At 64.1% G+C, this 19550-nt stretch carries 12 protein-coding genes; 8 read left to right on the top strand and 4 right to left on the bottom strand.

Going from position 1 to position 19550, the window contains the following annotated elements; translation table 11 throughout:
* Positions 1 to 51 precede the first annotated feature (51 nt).
* Together IT430_03445 and IT430_03440 are read left to right on the top strand one after the other, a co-directional pair.
* On the top strand, positions 52 to 513 hold the full coding sequence (locus tag IT430_03445) for a hypothetical protein (protein MCC6906974.1): 462 nt from the start codon (positions 52 to 54) through the stop codon (positions 511 to 513).
* 15 nt (positions 514 to 528) lie between these two features.
* Complete coding sequence (locus tag IT430_03440) at positions 529 to 849, top strand: TlpA family protein disulfide reductase (protein MCC6906973.1); 321 nt, start codon at positions 529 to 531, stop codon at positions 847 to 849.
* Between the two features lie 456 nt (positions 850 to 1305).
* Here IT430_03440 and IT430_03435 read toward each other — a convergent pair whose 3' ends face one another.
* The 4 genes from IT430_03435 to IT430_03420 all read right to left on the bottom strand — a co-directional run bounded on the left by IT430_03435 (position 1306) and on the right by IT430_03420 (position 7191).
* Entirely contained in the window at positions 1306 to 2202 is an 897-nt protein-coding gene (locus tag IT430_03435) for a toll/interleukin-1 receptor domain-containing protein (GenBank protein ID MCC6906972.1), read from the bottom strand.
* 247 nt (positions 2203 to 2449) lie between these two features.
* Positions 2450 to 4129 carry a tetratricopeptide repeat protein gene (locus IT430_03430; GenBank protein ID MCC6906971.1) on the bottom strand — a complete coding sequence of 560 codons (1680 nt, stop codon included), beginning with the start codon at positions 4127 to 4129 and terminating at the stop codon, positions 2450 to 2452.
* 62 nt (positions 4130 to 4191) lie between these two features.
* Complete coding sequence (locus IT430_03425; protein ID MCC6906970.1) at positions 4192 to 4650, bottom strand: D-tyrosyl-tRNA(Tyr) deacylase; 459 nt, start codon at positions 4648 to 4650, stop codon at positions 4192 to 4194.
* Between the two features lie 33 nt (positions 4651 to 4683).
* Entirely contained in the window at positions 4684 to 7191 is a 2508-nt protein-coding gene (locus IT430_03420) for an SBBP repeat-containing protein (GenBank protein MCC6906969.1), read from the bottom strand.
* Between the two features lie 147 nt (positions 7192 to 7338).
* Between IT430_03420 and IT430_03415 the strand changes: the two genes are divergently transcribed.
* From IT430_03415 to IT430_03390, 6 genes are all read left to right on the top strand, one after another.
* Positions 7339 to 9252 (top strand): DUF1080 domain-containing protein, encoded by a 1914-nt coding sequence (locus IT430_03415; protein ID MCC6906968.1) that lies wholly within the window; start codon positions 7339 to 7341, stop codon positions 9250 to 9252.
* A 181-nt stretch (positions 9253 to 9433) separates the two neighbouring features.
* On the top strand, positions 9434 to 11971 hold the full coding sequence (locus IT430_03410; protein ID MCC6906967.1) for a c-type cytochrome: 2538 nt from the start codon (positions 9434 to 9436) through the stop codon (positions 11969 to 11971).
* Positions 11968 to 14121, top strand: a complete 2154-nt coding sequence (locus IT430_03405; GenBank protein MCC6906966.1) for a hypothetical protein — start codon at positions 11968 to 11970, stop codon at positions 14119 to 14121. Before IT430_03410 ends, IT430_03405 begins: the two co-directional genes overlap by 4 nt.
* A 339-nt stretch (positions 14122 to 14460) precedes the next feature.
* Complete coding sequence (locus tag IT430_03400; GenBank protein MCC6906965.1) at positions 14461 to 16794, top strand: SBBP repeat-containing protein; 2334 nt, start codon at positions 14461 to 14463, stop codon at positions 16792 to 16794.
* A gap of 104 nt (positions 16795 to 16898) precedes the next feature.
* Positions 16899 to 18470 carry a sugar ABC transporter ATP-binding protein gene (locus IT430_03395; GenBank protein ID MCC6906964.1) on the top strand — a complete coding sequence of 524 codons (1572 nt, stop codon included), beginning with the start codon at positions 16899 to 16901 and terminating at the stop codon, positions 18468 to 18470.
* The gene (locus tag IT430_03390; GenBank protein ID MCC6906963.1) at positions 18467 to 19522 is read left to right on the top strand and encodes an ABC transporter permease; all 1056 of its coding nucleotides are present in this window, start codon (positions 18467 to 18469) and stop codon (positions 19520 to 19522) included. The genes IT430_03395 and IT430_03390 overlap by 4 nt, the downstream gene beginning before the upstream one ends.
* The last annotated feature ends 28 nt before the right edge of the window (positions 19523 to 19550 follow it).

Raw genomic sequence — 19550 nt, 5'->3', positions numbered from 1 at the left:
CTACAGTCCAGCGGCTGATCCGGTCCCTTTTTCATGCGGAGGATTCAATCTATGAGAGTCAGATTCAGCATGAGTTGCCTCGTGCTGGCTGCGGCGCTGGTTACGCCGGCGGCGATGGGAGCGGCCGAGTTGGCTCGGCCGAACGCTTCGCTGCTGGAAGCCGACGTCCCGGCCATGACCGATGTGCAACTCCAGGAACGCCTCGACAAAATCAAGGCGGCAGCCGAGAGCGATGACGCCGCGGCCCTGCGCAACGCGCTGGGCACGGTGGCCATCAGCGGCATGGCCGTCTCCGATGAGCAGGTGAAGACGGCTTCGGACTTCCTCCAGGCGCTCGCGGCCAAGTACCCCAAGCACGCCGATCTCATCAAGACCAATCTCTATCGCGTTGAGAACCTCACCATCGGCCGCATCGCGCCCAACATCAAGGGCGAAGGCATCGACGGCAAGTCGATGGAACTGGCGCAGTATCGCGGCAAAGTCGTCGTCATCGACTTCTTTGGCGATTGGTGACCGCCTTGCAGGGCCATGTACCCGCACGAGCGGTCGCTCGTTGAACGATTGAAAGATGAACCCTTCGTCCTGCTTGGCATCAACAGCGATCCCAAGGATCGCATTCAGAAAGCCATCAAGGAGCAGAACCTTTCGTGGCCCATGTTCTGGGACGGCGGCAACACGCGCGGCCCGATCGCCATGAAATGGGGCGTCTACTCCTGGCCGACCATCTTCGTCCTCGACGGCGAGGGACGGGTGCGCTACACGAACGTGCGCAACGAGAAGATGGATGAAGCAGTGGATGCGCTGCTGGCCGAGATGAAAGAGAAGAACCAAGCCGGGGATCGCAACTGACCCGCGGCGGCGCGCCACGCCGTGTGTCGCGCGACATTCCGAATCAGCCAACTGGAGCGGCGCCGAGATCATCTCGGCGCCGCTTTGTGTTTGTGGGCTGCGTGCGCGAGGCGGGTTGAAGGTTTACCACAAAGGGCACGAAGGCACGAAGGGGGCACGAAGGAATTGAGGTAGGCGGGCATCAAGGCATCAGGGCATCGAGGCATCAAGGCACCGAGGCATCGAGCAACGTTGGCCAGGTCGAGATCTGACGGTTCGGCGCGGGCCCCTGACCGATCAACGCCTTGGCCGGCACTGCGACGTCCGGCGGGGGTGGGGATGCGACTCGAACCCGCCCAGAGCCCCGAAAGGGGCGAGACCCGATGCAGGCCCCCCCATGCCACCGCTCCAACACACGCCCAAGTGTCAGGTTTCACCTGACCTACTGGCTACACAAACAATAGCCGTAATCCGTGCTCAGCCGATTTGCAGCAAGCACTGTTCGACTTCCAGGGCAACCTGATCGTAGACTTGTTCTTGGATTCCCTCAGGCATCAAGATCAGCGGTTCCTTGGGGTCGTTAACGGACTGGAACTGCTTTAGCTTATTGTCCCGCGCAAACCTGCAGGGTTTCACGACAATTGGTACGATCCGCACGCCGCGCTGCTCTTCGTTCTGAAGCAGCAGCGGTAGCTCATTGTTTATGATGAACTCCGACGCCAGAAAGTCAGGACTGATAATGAGTACGGCGACTGCTGATCTACGAAGCGCCTTCTCAACCTCTTGCTTCCAGAGGTCGCCGGCTCGGAGCCTGGTATCGGCCCAAATCTCGATCAGTCCGTCTCGTTCCAGTGGTCGGAGATGTATTAGCAAGCGGTTTAGATACTGCAAGTCGACGTGCGAGTAGCTGACGAAGACGTGCTTTCGCAGGCCATCGTTGACTGCAGACCTGACTAGGCTGCGTCCTTCAGGCTTTGATAAGCGGTCAATGATAAGAGTCTTCAGTTTATTTTTAGAAACCTCCGCATCGCTCTCAAGCGGCCCATAGATGAACACCTCGACTCCGGCGAGGCCAAACGGGATTGCGCGGCTCCCCGATGCCAAGAGGATTAAGGGCTTTTCTAGTGCAGTTGCCAAACCTACGTCAAACATAACGCTTGAGTTGGCGTCCGATATGTCAGCGATCACCAAGTCCGATGCGGAGATTGTAGAGCGGGCAGTTTCAGCCAGGGGTCCAGTATGCCGAGGCTCGATTGCTCCAATGCGTATGACTCGCGCGCCAGTTGCAGTTGCCGATTGCGCGATCATCTCCAGAACGACTCGCTCGTTGAACGATTCGGGAAGGGAAACATAGATGATGGGCGACTTGCTCACGCGGTTCACTCGCTATTCAGTACAGATCAAGGCGAGAGGTCGAGTCCATCGGATGCAGCACGCAGCCGACTCGGGAGTTCGGCCAGCGCCGGACGATCTATTCTACCAAGACCCGAAAGACCCGATCTACAGAACCGCCCCCACCCTGACCCTCCCCCGCATCCTTCGGCCCGACTCAGGACAAGGAGCCGGAGGAGGGGAATCGACACCGACTTCACCCCTTCACCCCATCACCCGCTCACTCCCCTTACGGCTGACAATAACAAGACGAAGTCGGCTCCACATCCGCTCTGGCCCACACTGTTTCGCGCTGCGCTGCCGCCTGGGTGGCTTCGTCGCTGCGGCCCTGCGCGGCCAGCGCCTTTTCCAGGCCCAGCAGTGACCAGCCGTTGCGTCGGTGGTGCTGCAGATCCGCTCGGTAGACTTCTTCCGCCTCGGCGAAGCGGCCGTCGGCCATGAGCAGCGCGCCCAGCGCGTGCCGCACCGGCTGCATCCAGCCCGGCGGCTCGTCATACACCAGCGCATCCTCCATCGCCACACCTTCGCGCAGGGCTGCGAACGCCTCCTCGCGCTGGCCTTGCCGGAAGAGCATCTCGCCGAGCATCATCTTCCGCGCCAGGGGCAGGATGACCTTGGAGGGGTTGTTGCCCACGAGCCAGTCGTCGGTGATCTGGATCGCGACGGCGTCGAACGCCGCGAGTTCCGCCTCGGCCTCCTGCGTGCGATCCGTCGCCGAATAGGCCACGCAGCGAGCGTAGTGCCGGATCGCCCGGCTCATGAGGCGGTACGCCGGCGGCTCGGGCTCGTTGAGAATGTCTTCCCACTTGCCAAAGCGGATCATCACGTGCAGCGGGGTGGGCATGAGCCCGTCGGCCAGCGTGACGTACTCGCGCACGAAATCTTCCGGCACGTTTTGCTCGATCTTGCGCGCCGCCTGCATCGCCGTCTCATAGCGGCCTTCCATCATCGCCGCGTACGCGAGGAAGTGGATGTTGTGCACGTAGTAGAGCACGTAGAAGCGCGGCCGGGGCGCGATGGCGAAGTACGCCTCGTCCGCCGCCATGGCTCGCTCGTTGGCGTCGGCCGCCTCGGCGTAGCGACCCGTGCGCACGTAGATGTGCGATGGCATGTGCACGAGATGACCCGAGCCGGGCACGAGGTTGACGAGCCGCTGCGCGCTGACCAGCGCGCGATCGGGATTCGGCGAGGCTTCGACGGTGTGGATGTAGAAGTGATTGGCGCCGGGGTGCCTGGGGTTCATCCGCATCGCCCACTCGAGCACTTCGACGATCTCGGGCGTGCGGCCCTTGGGCTGGCCGTCGTGCATCCACAGGTCCCACGGCTGGAGATTCATGAGCGACTCGGCATAGAGCGCGCCGACATCCGCATCGCGCGGGAAGTTGCGCCACGCCTGCTCCATCGCTGCAGCGTAGGCCTCGTCGAGCGGCCGCCGATTCGCCGGCGCCGGCCAGGCGTAGCGCTGCGCCAGCGCATCGATGAGCGTGCGCTCGACCGGCGAGCCGTTGGCGCGGCGTGCGACCGCCTGCTGCGTGGCTTCGTAGGCCAGGCGCGACTGTTCGTCCGTCATGACGGGGTTGTTGATGTGCAGGCCGTAGGCATAGCCCACGCCCCACCACGCCATGGCGCACTTCGGATCGACCTCGGCGGCCTTGCGGAACGAGCGAATCGCCTCGTCGTGGTTGAAGCCGTAGAGCAATTGCAAGCCCTGGTCGAACCAGTGCTGGGCTTCGGGCGAGGTGGTGGTGATGTCGCGGTGATAGCCGGAGAAGCCCTCGTAGAACTTCGCGCGAGCGGCGGTCATCTCGGTATCGGGGCCGCTGGTGGATTGTCGGGCGCATCCGGAGACGACCGAGACGAGAGCGAGGACGGCGCCGATCGTTGCAAGTCGGCGATGGTTCAGGTTCATCAGCATTGCCTCCACGAAGATCGAGGTTCTTTCGCCAGCGGGATTGACCTGCCACGCGCCACTCAGCGCGGCAGGTCCGCTGTGCTAATCATTAGCGTCACCGGGCCGTCGTTCACGAGTTCCACGGCCATCATCGCGCGGAACACGCCGGTGGCGGTCGCCACGCCTTCCGCCTCGGCCAGCCGCTTCACGAAGTACTCGTACAGCGACTCGGCGAGTTCGGGTCCGGCGGCGCGGTCGAAACTTGGCCGGTTGCCCTTGCGACAGTCGCCGGCCAGCGTGAACTGGCTCACGACCAGGGCCTGCCCGCCGACGTCGCGCACGCTGCGATTCATGAGTCCGGCGTCGTCGGCAAAGATGCGCAGCCGCGCGATCCTGCCGGCGAGCCAGTCCGCGTGGGACCGCTCATCGCCCTGCTCGACGCCGAGCAGCACCACGAGCCCGCGGCCGATCTCAGCGCGATAGCCCGTCTCTTCGACAGAGACCGACGCCCGACTCACGCGCTGCACGACCGCAATCATGCGGTGAGCGTATGACCCCTGCCCGTGGCAGTCTCACTCGATCCGCGCGACGTTGCTCGTGGTGCAGGTGGTGAGGTCGAGGAGTTGGAGGTAGCCGCCGCAGAGGTTGGGGCCGATGGTGGCGTTGAGTGTGCGCGAGCCGTTGGCGTCGGAGTTGCCGGTGAAAGCGACCTGGAGTTGCTCGGCGCCGAGGCCGAGCATCGTGCCCGGGCACGGGCGGTTGTTGGGGATGGAGAATGAACCGGAGTTGCGGGCAAAGAGCAGCGCGGCGGGGGCGCTGGGAGTGGCGTTGAACCAGGTGAGTTGTATCGGGCCGGCATCGGGACAGGACGAATCTACCGACAGATCGGGAACGGTGAGCGGACCATACTTGAGCAGGAAGCCATCGTCATTGCCGCCGTACGCATTAAGCCGCCCTTCCAGGTCGCTCACGCGCACTCCGCCGACGACGTAGGCGGCATCAGGTCCGGCGGCCACGGCGGTTCCCCAGCCCTGACTTCCGCCGCAGTAGATCATCCAGTTGACTGCGTCGAGTCGGTTGATGCTGGCGAGAATGGCGAAGCCGGATTGCAGTCCGTTTCTTCGCCCGATGAAGTCATCGGAGTTTGTTTCGCCGGTGATGAGCGCGTTACCCTGCGCATCGAGGGCCAGGAAATAGCCGTAGTCGCCCTGGGAGCCGCCGATGTAGGTGCTGCGGATGACCGTGCCGTTTGGCTTGAGGCGTGCGATGTAGATGTCCTGGTAGCCGAGTCTCGAATTGGTGGCCCCTTCGAGATCATCCGACTCCGTCGTTCCGCACACGACGATCGTGCCATCCGACTCGACAGCGATGCCGTTGCCGTCTTCGTCTCCATATCCGCTGCCGCCGAGATAAGTCATCCAGAGGAGTTGACCTTCGGGGTCGACTTTGACGACGAAGGGGTCGCCGTCTCCGTGATAGGAATTGATGCGACCGTCAAAATCGACGGAACCGGTGACGCCAGTTGCCAATGCGCTGCCTTCGCCATCGAGGGTCATCTCAAAGATGGAGTCGCCTCCCGTGCCGCCGAGGTAGAGCGCCCATTGAGTTTCGAGAGAGGGACTGAGTTGGCAGATGAACGAATCCCACGAGCCGGGGTGCAGATCGTTGAGCCGACCTTCGATGTCCGGTGACTCGGTGACGCCGGCGATGACGATGTAGCCATGACGGTCGATACCCGGCTGCGAATAGGTGGACTCGGCATTCGAGCCGCCGACGTAGGTCATCCGCAGCAGGCTCCCCGCATCATCGAGGCGGGCAAGAAACGCATCGCTGATGCCGTGCAGTTCGTTGTTGCGTTGCGCAAAGTCGGCCGACTGTGTTTCACCACTGAGCAGGATGGCGCCGCCGGGCTCCAGCGACGCGCCGAATCCAGCGTCGTGCCCGCTGCCGCCGATGAACGTCATCCACAGTAATCGACCATCGCCATCGGCGCTTACCACAAACGCATCCCAATCGCCATGATTCGAGTTGTTCTGCCCTTCGAAGATTTCGGAACCAGTGCTGCCGACGGCGACGACCGAGCCGTCTGATCGCGCAGCAACTCCACGCCCCTCATCAACCGACTCGCCGCCGAGATACCGCGACCACTCCACATCCGGGTCGATGATGAGTTCTTGCGTGGGGTCGACGGTGGCGTCGAGGGTGATTGTGTATGTCGTGTTGTTGACGAGTTCGAAGCGGGCGGGGATGGTGGAGTCGTCGTTGGATGGGGAAATCCGGGACGGCGCGGAGCCTTTGTCCCGGCCTGGGCTGCGGGGTTGCCACACCAGTGGCGCGGCGTCGGTGAGTGTGCCGAAGGTGGTCGCGATGTGGAGGTTGCCGGGCTCGTCGATGCAGAGCGACTCGATGCCGTCGTACTGGATGCGGATCTGTGACCAGTCGGCGCCGGGGGCGACGTGGAATTCGTACTTGAGTACGCCGTCGGCGTCTGATTCAGACGCGAAGCCGCGAGCGCCAGCGCCGGTGATGTGCAGGTCAACGCCATCGTAGAGGTTGCGATAAACCACTTCGCCAAACGATGGCACGTTGCTCGCCCACTTCGATTCATCATCGCCGACGAAGTAGTTGAACTTCGCGCCCTGCGGCTGCGCGGCGACGGGCTGCACCTCGTTGCTGCCGGGAAACGTCACGGCGAGGGTGAGGTGCTCCCAAGCCGGGGCAGAGTCCTCGTCGCCCCGGATTTCGTCATCGGCAAGCAGGAGACGTTCGCCGCTGATGTTGTCGATCCGGGGCGGCGCGGAGCCTTTGCCCCGGCTTGTTGTGGGCGCTGCATCGCTGATCTGCCGCGCCAGATGCATTGTGAACGACGACTCGCGGAAGGCGATGTCCAGGCCGCGCGCGCGGTAGCCGTAGATCACCCCGGCATCACTCCACTGCCCCTCGTTGGGCACGAAGTACACCCCGCGCAGGCCGAGGTTGAGCCGCTGAGCAGCAGGCGACTGAAACCCGAGCGCACCCGCCGCCAGCGCAAGCGAAGACACCAGTGCGAGACCCAGACCCCGAGTGCAAGCGTGGCGCATGACAATCCTCCTCCACCCGAGGATACCGGAAATCGATCTGAGACGCAAGGCTGAAAACGCAAGCACGCAAGCGGGGGCGAGCTCGCGGCCCCGCCCCGGGACTGGCATTTACGGGATTTCGCCCCTATCTTCCGCGTTATGGAATCGATGCGCGTCATTCGTCTTTTCGCGGCCCTGCTGATGGGTCTTCTGCTCGCCCCGGCGAGTTTCGCACAGGACAACCAACTCACCGCCGAGCAGCGCGAGCAGGGCTGGAAACTGCTCTTCGACGGCCAGTCGCTCAGGGGCTGGACGCCCACGGGCAATCCCGTCGCATGGGTCGCGGAAGAGGGCATGATCCAGTGCCGGCCCGGCGGCGGCGGCTGGCTGCGCACCGTGGACCAATACCGCGACTTCGAACTCTTTGCTGATTTCAAAATCAGCAAGGGCGGCAACAGCGGCCTGGCAATCCGCGCCTCGTCCACAAGCGATCCCGCATTCAGCGGCATGGAGCTGCAGATCTACGACTCATGCGGCAAGCCGACCGCGCTCAACTGCTGCGGGGCCGTGTACAACGCGATCGCGCCAACTGAGCAGGCGGTGAAGCCGGCGGGCGAGTGGAACACCTACCGCGTGCTCATCAAGGGCGACACGCTCAACGTCTGGCTCAACGGCAGGCAGATTCACAAGGACGAAAGACTTGACAGTCGCGGCATCGTGCACCAGGCGCAGGACAAGCGCCCGCTGCAATCGCGCATCAAGAGCGGCTACATCGCCTTCCAGGATCACGGCAACGGCGCGTACTTCAAGAACATCCGCATCCGGCCCATCGACGTGCATCCGCTCGACGCCGCGCCCGGCAAGGGCGAGCCGATGTGGGTCGATCTCTTCAACGGTCGGGATCTGACGGGCTGGTTCGCCAGAGGCGACGCGACGTGGAGTGTCGAAGACGGTGTGCTCGTGGGTCGCGATGGCGTGGGCCATCTCTACAGCGACGGCGTGTACACCGACTTTGAACTCCGCGCCAAGGTCTGGATCAAGACGAAGGGCAACAGTGGTTTTTACTTCCGGGCCAATCCGCCAGAGGACAATCCGGATTCGTGGCCTGAGGGCTACGAAGCGCAGGTGGACAACAACGATCCGAAGAACTTCACGGGATCGCTCTACGCCCGCGCGTGGCCCGATCGGCTCATTACCAAAGAAGAAGAGTGGTTCGACTACAACGTCCGCTGCGTCGGCGAGCACATCACGATCGCGATCAACGGGCAGACGATGCTCGAAACCGATCAGCACGACTACGCCAGCGGGCGCATTGCGCTACAGGGGCACAACCCGGGTTCCGAGGTGCGCTGGCGCGACATCCAGATCCGCCCACTCAACGAGTCCATCGCCATGAGCAAACCAATCCCGCCCGCCGACGGCATCATCGACGTGTTCTACTGCACGCATTCCGCCGGCTTCCGCCACGACGTGCTGCCCGAGTCGCGCCAGATCATGGAGCAGCTCGGCCAGCAGCACGACTGGCTCCGCGTCGTGACCAGCGATGACATCGCCGACCTCACACCGGAGCGTCTCGCGCAGACGGATGTCGTCATGTTCTACACTACGGGCGAGCTTCCGATGAGCGATGAGCAGAAGCAGGCGCTGGTCGAGTTCTGCGAAAGCGGGCACGGCTTCGTCGGCGTGCACAGCGCGACCGACACCTTTTACGAGTGGCCGTGGTACGTGAAGCACGTCGGCGGCTCGTTCGACGGGCATCCGTGGCACGAAAAGGTCACCATCGACGTGCTCGACACGAATCACCCGGCGACGCGCCACCTCGGCGGTGAGTTCATCATCACCGACGAAATCTACAAGTTCAAGAACAACGCGGAAGACCGGCACGTGCTCACGCAGCTTGACGGCTCGAGCGTCGAGGACAGGGCGAACGGCTACTTTCCCGATTCGAGCTGGACGCGCACGACCGGCAACGGCCGCATGTTCTACACGGCGCTGGGGCATCGCAGCGAAGTGTGGCGCGATCAGCGGTTCATCGACCACCTGCTCGGCGGCATCCGCTGGGCGGCGGGCGTAGAGGAGTAAGCCGGTTCGGTGGCGCAGGGCTTCGCATGAATGCATGGAGCAGAGAGATCTCAGATCAATCAGAGGGGCTCGCATGAAACGGAACAGACTGAGGATCTGGGTGAAAACCGCAGGGTGCCGTGGTCAAGCGACGCCTGGGGAGCGCGGGCCACGCGGGTGCGCTGCGGGTGCACGAGCGACCATGATCATCCGCCCGCGCCGTCGCGTGGCCCTCCGGTCGCAGAGCCTCCCTCCAGACCACGGCACCCGCGCTTTCAGCCACGCGCTGTGGCGGGCCACCACCACCGGCGCCGCAGCGCTGGGCGTCGCGGCAGTCGCGGGCGTCATTGGCGCAGCGGCGGTGAGCACCGAGCGCGATGCGGCCTTCGTTGCCGACGAACTCACGCACCTGGCGCCGTTCGACGTGATCGCGCCCGCATCACTCGATCCCGGCGAACGCCTCATCGCCGAACTCAACTGCATCGCCTGTCACGCGGCGCCGCAGGCCATTGCCGACCGGCTCGACTCCAAGAAGGCGCCGCTGCTGGGACAGGTCGGGCAGCGCTTCAGCCCCGACTACCTCCGCGCGTGGCTCGCGGACCCGCAGAAGGTCAAGCACGGCGCGACCATGCCGAATCTGATGACGGGCATCGAGCCGGCGATGCTCAATCGCATGGCCGAGCCGCTCGTGCACTTCCTCGTGTCGCTGGGCGGCATCGCGCGGCCGGCCGAGACTCCGTTCAACGAGACAGACGTCAATCGCGGCCGGGTGCTCTACCACCAGGTGGGGTGCGTGGCCTGCCATGCGCCGCGCGAGGCGCCGGCGGTGCTCAATCCGACGCTCAAACCTGCAAGCGACGATCCATACGGCGCCGAGCAGGGACTGCCGACAGAGATTCCCGAAGGAGCGACGAAGCAGGCGGCGCCGCTCGGCTCGTTCGCGCAGACCAATGTCCGGTCGCTCACTGATCTGCTCCTCGATCCCGCGAAGACTCGACCCTCGGGCCGCATGCCCGCGATGAACCTGTCCGAGGATGAAGCGCGCGCCATCGCGACCTATCTCATCGCCACCGACGTGGAGAAGAACCCACAGGCGGCGGTGCAGGCGCCCTTCACGCTCGATCCGGCCAAGGCGGCGACGGGTGAGCGTATGTTTGCGCAGCTGGGCTGCGCGCACTGCCACGAAATGGGGCCCAACCGCACGCAAGTCAAGCCGCAGCGGCCAATGCCCTTTACTTCATTCCTCGAACTCAAGCATCTCGACAAGGGCTGCCTCGCTGCCGAGCCCGAACCGATGGTCGCCAATTACGACCTGACCGCCGAGCAGCGCCAACTCATCCGCGAGACGCTCGGCCGCGCCAGGACGCTCTCGCAGCCGCTGAGCGAGGCTCAGACGATTGACCGCACGCTGGCGGCGATGAACTGCTACGCGTGCCACGCGCGCGACGGCCAGGGCGGGCCGGTCGAAGCCCGCCGGTCTTACTTCATGACAATGGGCGAAGCGGAACTCGGCGACGAAGGCCGCTTCCCGCCGCCGCTCACCGGCGTCGGCGGCAAACTGCGCACCGCGTGGATGGCGCAGGTGATTGCGCAAGGCACAAAGGTTCGGCCGTACATGGCCACGCGCATGCCGGTCTTCCAGACCGTCAATGCAGAGGCGCTCGCAGCGAAGTTTGAAAAGGTCGATGCGCCGTGCCCGGCTGAAGACCTGCCGCCGATGGCGTTCAGTTCTCAACTCGCCGCGGATGGCCGGCGCTTGGTCGGCACAAACCAGGGCATGTCGTGCATCAACTGCCACTCGATCAAGGGCAGCGAGCCCATCGGCGAGCCGGCCATGGATCTCGTCAGCACGCACGAGCGCTTGCGCTCCGACTGGTTCCACACCTACATGCTCGACCCCGCGAAGTTGCGCCCGGGTACGCGCATGCCCAACCACTGGCCGCCAGATCAGGCCAACCCGTTCCCGGATGTGCAGGAAGGCGACCCGAACCGGCAGATCGACGCCATCTGGGCCTATCTCTCGCAGGGCGAGTTCCTCGCGCTGCCCGAAGGCGTACCCGAGGAAGGCGGCTACGACATCCTCGTGCGCGATGAGCCGGTCGTGTTCCGCACCTTCATCAAGGGCGCCGGCGCGCGGGCCATCGGCATCGGCTTCAAGGAGCAGGTGCATCTCGCGTTCGATTCGGAGAAGTGCCAGGTGACGGAGATCTGGCGCGGGCCGTTCCTCAACGCGTCGGGCGCCTGGGCCGGTCGGGGCGGCAACGCGACCGATCCCGGCGGCGCGGATGTCGTCAAACCCGCCGATGAGTTTCCATTCAAGACGCTGCAGGGCAACGGCGACATGATGATGAATCAGCCTGCGCCGAAGTTTCGCGGCTACCGCTTCGATCCGTACCGCCAGCCGATCCTGCAGTACTCTTTCGACGACTGGAGCATCGAGGAGCAGCCGCTGCCGATCGTGCGCCCCGCCGCCCCGGGCCTGCGCCGCATCTTCGACGTGCAACTGGCGCCAGGCCGCGCCGGCAGCCCGGGCTTGGCGTTTGAAGTGGCCAAGGGCGAACATATCGAGATGACCGGCCGCGACCAGTACAACGTCGATGGCCGCGTCACCTACGACGTGCTCTATCCAGACACGGCGGTGCTCAGGGTCATTCACTTCCAGGACGCCGACCACCTCGTGCTGCTGTTTGGAAACGCCAACGTCAGCGCGGCACACTTTGAATTGGGGATGACGTGGTGAAGACTCGCAAACCAATCGCACTCACGTGTATCGCACTCACGTGTATCGCGCTCACGCTCGGCTTCGCTTCGGCGGCGAGCGCCATGCAGCAGCCGCTGGGCCCCGAACTGAACTACATCAAGAAGGTGACGCGTCAGGAAACCCGCAAGGCGACGATCGCGCAGTACCTGCCTGCCGGGCTCGACTACGGCCCGTGGTGGATCATCGGCCCATTCGAGAACGCCGGCAGCGGGCAACTCGACCGGCCCTATCCGCCCGAGCAGGATGGCTTCAAGCCTGGCGTCGTCTACAAAGGCAAGAACGGCGTCGAGGCGAAGTGGCGCGAGACCGACTTCGTGGACAACAGCGCCATGGACCTGCACGTCTTTGGCGCCAACGCCTCCGACGACGAATACAACGAAGACGTCGCCTGCTATCTCTACCGCGAGATCAGGATCGACGAGCCCGCCACGCTCAAGGTGCGCATGGGCAGCGACGATGGCATGAAGGTGTGGTTCAACGGCCGCGTTATCGTCCACGCCGACGAACTGCGGAGCTGGGACGCCGACCAGCACGTGGTTGACCTGCACCTCCAGCCCGGCGTCAACACAATCCTTGCCAAGGTCATCAACCACCAGGTGGGATACAACTACTCGTTCGGCTACGACAACCCGCTCGATCCGTTGCTCGACGCCAAACTCGAATACCAACTCGATCTCGACTTCCCGCGCTCGCCCGAAGATGAATACTACCGCATGCTTACCATCCCCGTGCCGCCCGAAGTGGTGCTTGAAGTGGGCGGCATGGATCTGCTGCCCGACGGCCGGCCGGCGATCAGCACGCGGCGCGGCGAAGTGTGGCTCGTCAACGACGCCTACGCCGACCCGCCCTTCAGCGCGACGTTCACGAAGTTCGCCTCCGGCCTGCACGAGCCGCTCGGCCTGGCCGTACGCGACGGGGCAATGTACCTCGTGCAGCGCAGCGAACTCACCCGGCTCGTCGATGAAGACGGCGACGATCGCGCCGACCGCTACCAGGATGTCTACTCCGGCTGGGGCGTGAGCGGCAATTACCACGAGTTCGCCTTCGGCCCCAAGTTCGACCGCAACGGAGACATGTGGGTCTCACTCAACCTCGGCTTCTGCGGCGGCCTGGGGAAGAGCATCGTGCCCTGGCGCGGCTGGGCGCTCAAGATCACCACCGACGGACAGATGACGCCGATCTGCGGCGGCATGCGATCGCCAAACGGCATCGGCATGAACGCGGCGGGCGACATGTTCTACGTTGACAACCAGGGCGACTGGGTGGGCACCTGCCCGCTCGTGCACATGGAAGTCGGCGACTTCTGCGGCCATCCCGGCGGCAACCAGTGGTACGACTCGCCCGAGGCGCCCGGCGACCATCCCGGCAAACCCTACGCCGGACCCAGCGGCCCGGTGCCGATGCACGTCGCCGCCCAGCACATGCCCTCGCTCAAACTCCCCGCGGTGTGGTTCCCCTACGGCCGCATGGGACAGTCTTCGGCGGATGTGCAGTGCGACATGACGGGCGGCAGGTTCGGCCCGTTCAGCGAACAACTCTTCGTCGGCGATCAGACGACTGCGTCCATTGCGCGCGTTTATCTCGAAAAGGTGGATGGCGCCTACCAAGGCGCGTGCTTCCCGTTCCGCAGCGGCTTCGATTGCGGCGTCAACCGCATGTGCTGGGGAACTGACGGCTCGATGTTCGTCGGCATGACCAATCGCGGCTGGGGCTCGCTTGGCCGCAAGCCCTATGGCCTGCAGCGCCTCATCTGGACCGGCAAGACGCCGTTCGAGATCCTCGAGATGAAGGCCCAGCCGGATGGGTTTGATCTGGTCTTCACGGAGCCGGTCGATCCGCAGACCGCGGGCAACACGGCTTCATACACCATGAAGTCGTTCACGTATCTCTACCACGAACCGTACGGCAGCCCGGAGGTCATGAACGCGCAACCGGCGATCCTCGGCGCAACGGTCTCGCCCGACGGCAGGCGCGTGCACCTGCTTGTCCAGGGCCTGCGCGAAGGGTTTGTTCACGAACTCAGCGCGCCCGGCGTCACCAGCGCTCTAGGCAAGCCCCTGCTGCACCGCGAGGCCTACTACACGCTCAATCGCATCCCCGACGCCCCCATCGCGAGCCGCGATCGCTGAAAACCAGGCTTCAGAGGCCCACTTTCGCTGTGTGTGCCGCACGCCGCTTGCGGCTTCGCGTTTTGACCCTTGCGTTGCGCTGCGATTTCCGGTATCCTCGGGTGGAGGAGGATTGTCATGCGCCACGCTTGCACTCGGAGTCTGGGTCTCGCACTGGTGTCTTCGCTTGCGCTCGCGGCGGGTGCGTCTGCGTTCCAGTCGCCGAGCGCCCAGCCGCTCAACCTCGGCCTGCGCGGGGTGTACTTCGTGCCCAACGAGGGGCAGTGGAGTGATGCCGGGGTGATCTTCGGCTACCGCGCGCGCGGCCTGGACATCGCCTTTCGCGAGTCTTCGTTCACGATGCATCTCGCGCGGCAGGTCGGCGATGAAGCGCCCACAACAAGCCGGGGCAAAGGCTCCGCGCCGACCCGGATCGACAACGTCAGCGGCGCACGTTCCCTCCTTTACGACGAAATCCCGGGCGACGAGGACTCTGCCCCGGCTTGGGAGCACCTCACCCTCGCCGTGACGTTTCCCGGCAGCAACGAGGTGCAGCCGGTTGCCGCGCAGCCGCGCAGCGCGAAGTTCAACTACTTCGTCGGCGATGATGACTCGAAGTGGGCGAGCAACGTGCCATCGTTCGGCGAAGTGGTTTATCGCAACCTCTACGATGGCGTTGACCTGCACATCACCGGCGATGGCGCCCGCGGCTTCGCGTCTGAATCAGACGCCGACGGCGTACTCAAGTACGAATTCCACGTCGCCCCCGGCGCCGACTGGTCACAGATCCGCATCCAATACGACGGCATCGAGTCACTGTGCATCGACCAAGCCGGCAGCCTGCACATCGCGACGTCATTGGGCACACTGACAGACGCGGCCCCGCTGGTCTGGCAGGAGAACGGTGCAACGGTTGTCCCAGCCGTCGAGCGTGAGGCCATCGGAAACACCTCATCGAACGGGCGAGACGCCCGTTCCACCGACCTCACCATCCCCGCGCGCTTCGAACTCGTCAACAACACGACATACACGATCACCCTCGACGGCCCGGTCGATTCCAATCGCGGGCTCGTCGTTGATCCGAATCTACACTGGATGGCTTATCTGGGCGGAAGCAGCGACGAGCATGTGTATGGCTGCGCCGTTGACTCAAGTGGAAACGCGCTGGTCACCGGTGAGTCGTTTTCGGTCGACTTTGGTGGACGGATCAATGATCTGCATGGAGCGAATGATGCGATCCTCGCAAAGATCTCATCGGCGGGCCAACTTGTCTGGATGACTTATCTCGGTGGCACTGCGACCGAGTTCGGATACGCCGTCGAGGTTGATGCCTCGGATAATGCTTTTGTAGGAGGTTCCACAGGTTCCCCAGATTTCTCGGGACGAACCAACCACTACCACGGCACGGGAGACTGCTTCATCGCCAAAATCGATTCGGCGGGGTCAGTCCGCTGGGCGACCTTCGTCGGGGGCAGCAGACACGAGGGTGATTCGGACATCGGCGGCATTGCTGTTGACCTTGCACTTGACGTCGAGGGCCATGTACTCATGACCGGGACCACCGACTCGGATGACTTTGAGGGCCGGAACAACGCTCTGCATGGACGTAGGGACGCCTTTGTCGTAAAGGTCGGTCACCTCGGAGAGTTGTACTGGATGACCTACCTGGGCGGAGGTGACTGGGATCCGGGTCGAGGTATTGCCGCCGGAAGCGATGGCAGCGCATTTGTCACCGGCAATACCGGGTCTGGGGATTTCGAAGGACGCACGAACCGAAGGCACGGTGATTATGACACTTTTGCTGCGAAAGTCAGCCCGCTCGGATCGGTCGAGTGGATGGTCTATTTGGGTGGAAGCAATGACGAGTTCGGTCGAGACGTTGCGGTGAGCAGTAACGGCGACGTATTCATCACCGGCGAGACGCGATCTCAAGATTTTGAAGGTGCAGTTGGCGAGTGGCCGGGAGGCCACTCAGTGGCGTTTGTTTCGAAGGTGAAGCCATCCGGTGCCCATGTGTGGACCATGTTCCTGGGTTCCGGTTATGGTCGCAACGTTGCCCTTGGCCCGGATTCGACCATCATCGTTGCGGGAAGCACAACATCTGACTCCTTTCCGGGACGCATTAACGAGCGTCACGGCGGGAGTGACGCGTTCGTGTTGCAGCTTGATCAACCGAGCAGCATTCGGTGGATGATGTATCTCGGTGGTTCTGACACGGACATGGCCTACGGGGTGGCGGTCGACCGCGATGAGAACGTACTGGTCTCCGGAGACACGGTCTCGGTTGACTTTGAGGGTCGAAACAACTCCTACTACGGTTCAGGGGGGTACGCTGGAGATGGATTCATCGCAAGAGTTCGGCTCTTGGATGCTGTGGTCGATCTTCTCGTCAACGCCACCTGCCCAACCGGCGGCCCCATCCACATCGAATGGACCGGTGCAACACCAAACGAATCCGCCGCGCTGATCTACGCGCGCGACACCGGCTCCTTTGTCGTGCCCAACGGCAATCCCTGTGCCGGCACCACGCTCGGCCTGGGCACCAACCAGATTCAACTCGTCACCGTCGTCAACTCCGACGCCAACGGCTCGCGCACACTCAACGCCACCATCGGCCCCAACCTCTGCGGCAGCTACCTCCAACTGCTCGACCTCACCACCTGCACCACGAGCAACGTCGCGCGGATCGAGTGAGGCGCGGGGTGGCGCGGTGCGCGGGCGCGATTTGGGCGCTTTTCGCAGCGCTCCCCTGCGCCGAGCCTTCTGCTCGCGGCTAAACGTGCGGTTATGCCGCCTTGATGCCCTGGCTTGATGCCTCATGCGTCCGCTTCCTCGCTGCGGCGGCGTTGCGGGCCTATCTTCACATTGTGCCAGAGCCGATTCTCTCCATCAACGGCGTCACCAAAGACTACCCGGCCGTCCGGGCCGTCAATGACCTCTCGCTCACCATCAACCGCGGCGAAGCGCACGGCGTGATCGGCGAGAACGGGGCCGGCAAGAGCACGCTCATGAAAATGCTCAGCGGCCTGGAGCGGCCCACGGCTGGGTCGATCACTTTCGAGGGTCGCCCGCTCGAACTTCGGAGCGCCGCCGACGCGATGAAGCGCGGCATCGCGATGATCCACCAGGAACTCAATCTCATCGGCGAACTCTCGGTGGCCGACAATATCTTCCTCGGCCGCGAACGCACCACGCTGGGGCTTGTCGATCGCGGTTCGGCTGAGACGGCAGCGCTCAAGCTGCTCAATCAACTCGGCTCCAACGTCAGCCCGCGCACGCGCGTCAACCGCCTCTCGATCGCCGATCAGCAGCTCGTCGAAATCGCCAAGGCGCTGTCGTGCGAAGCGCGGCTGCTCATCATGGATGAGCCCACCGCCGTACTCAGCGAGCGCGAGACCAACGCGCTGTTCCGCGTGGTCAACCAGTTGCGGCTGCACCGCGGCGTGACGATCATCTACATTTCGCACATCCTGCCCGAGGTGCGGCGGCTGTGCGATCGGATCACCGTGCTGCGCGACGGGCAGTATGTCAAGACCGTCGAGCCGCGCGAGGTGGACGACGCGGCTCTGGCCCGCCTGATGGTCGGGCGCGATCTCGGTGAACTCTTCCCCCAGCGCGCGGCTCACCTGCCCGACACCGTGCTCGAGGTGCGCAACTTTTTCGTGGATGGCTGGGTGCGTGGCGCCGGGTTTGAACTGCATCGCGGCGAGATCCTCGGCCTGGCGGGGCTCGTCGGCTCAGGCCGCACCGAGTTCGCCGAGGCGATCGCCGGCGTGCGGCGGCGGCGAAGCGGCAGCGTGAGCATCATCGGCGAGCCGGCGAACATCCGCAGGCCAGTCGACGCCATCGCGCACCGCCTGGCGTATGTGTCGGAAGACCGCAAGTTGCGCGGCCTGCATCTCGACTTGAGCATCACGGAGAACACGACGCTGGCGAATCTGCGCGCGTACGGCACTCCGCTGCTCAAGGCTTCCGCCCGCCGGGCCAGCGCCGTGGAGCATGCGCGGCGCCTCGGCACGCGCTGCGCCACCGTGCGCCAGCGGGTGTCTTCGCTCAGCGGCGGCAACCAGCAGAAGGTGGCGCTGGCGAAATGGCTCGACACGAAGCCCAACGTGCTCATCCTCGATGAGCCGACGCGCGGCGTGGACATCGGGGCCAAGCAGGAGATTTACGGCCATATCCATCAACTGGCCGCCGAAGGCCGCTCGATCGTGATGATCTCCTCGGAGATGCCCGAACTGATCGGCCTGTGCCATCGCATTCTCGTGATGCGCAACGGGCGTATTGTTGGAGCGCTGCCCGGCGACAAGGCCACCGAGGCCGACATCATGCACCTCGCCGCCGGGCTGCGGGAGAACCGCGTCGCGTGATCCAGGACAAGCCCAACACCCCGAGCGCCCCGCGGTTCCGCTGGTCCGATGTATTCGAGACGTGGGGCGGGCTGATGGCGCTGGTCATCATGGCCGCGGTATGTTCGCTGCTGCCCGCGACGCGCGATTCCTTTCTCAACCCGGAAAACATTCTCAATATCGTCAATCAGAAGGCCTTTCTGGGCATCGTCGCGATCGGCATGACGTTCGTGATCATCTCGGGCGGCATTGACCTTTCAGTGGGTTCCATGATCGCGTTCGTCGGCGGCCTGGCGGTGGTCCTGATGAAGAAGATCATCGAATCGAGCGGGACGGAGTGGCTGGGCGTGCTCGCGGCGTGCGCCATCGCGCCGCTCGCCGGCATGGTGCTCGGCTGGATCACGGGCCTGATCGTGAGCAAGGGGCGCGTGGCGCCGTTCATCGCTACGCTGTGCGGCCTGGCCGCCTATCGCTCCGCCGTGCTCGTTCTCATGGATGGCGGCGGGGAGAGCGTCTTTGGAGTGAGTTCATTCGAGGCCATCAGCAGCACCAACAACGGCATTCCACTGCTCAGCTGGACCGACGCCACTGGCCGCGACATTGCCCTCCATCTCACCTGGCCGATCATCGTGTTCATCTCGATTGCCATTCTCGGCCAGGTGCTACTCAGCCACACGCGGTTTGGAAGATACGTGGTCGCGGTCGGCTCGAACGAGACCGCGGCTCGCTACAGCGCGATCAATGTCGATCGCGTGCGGCTCATCACCTATACGATCGTCGGGCTGTGCACGGGGATTGCGGCGGTGCTGCTGGCTTCGCGCCTCAGCGGCATCGATTCGTCGAACACCGGCATCCTGCTCGAACTCGACGCCATCGCCGCGGTCGTGATCGGCGGCACGCGACTGAGCGGCGGGCGCGGGCGCATCTGGGGCACGGTCATCGGCGTGCTGATCCTGGGCATGATTGACAACGTGCTCATCCTCGCCAACGTGAGCAGCCACTGGCAGGGCCTCGTCACAGCCGGCGTCATCCTCCTCGCGGTGCTGCTGCAGCGCAGCCGGTCGGAGGGGTAGACGACGAGACGCCGCACCGGAGGTTCGC

Source organism: Phycisphaerales bacterium, assembly GCA_020852515.1.
In the GTDB taxonomy this organism is placed as follows: domain Bacteria; phylum Planctomycetota; class Phycisphaerae; order Phycisphaerales; family UBA5793; genus UBA5793.
Note: the sequence above shows the minus strand (reverse complement) of the source record. Positions and strands in the feature narration are given on the sequence as shown.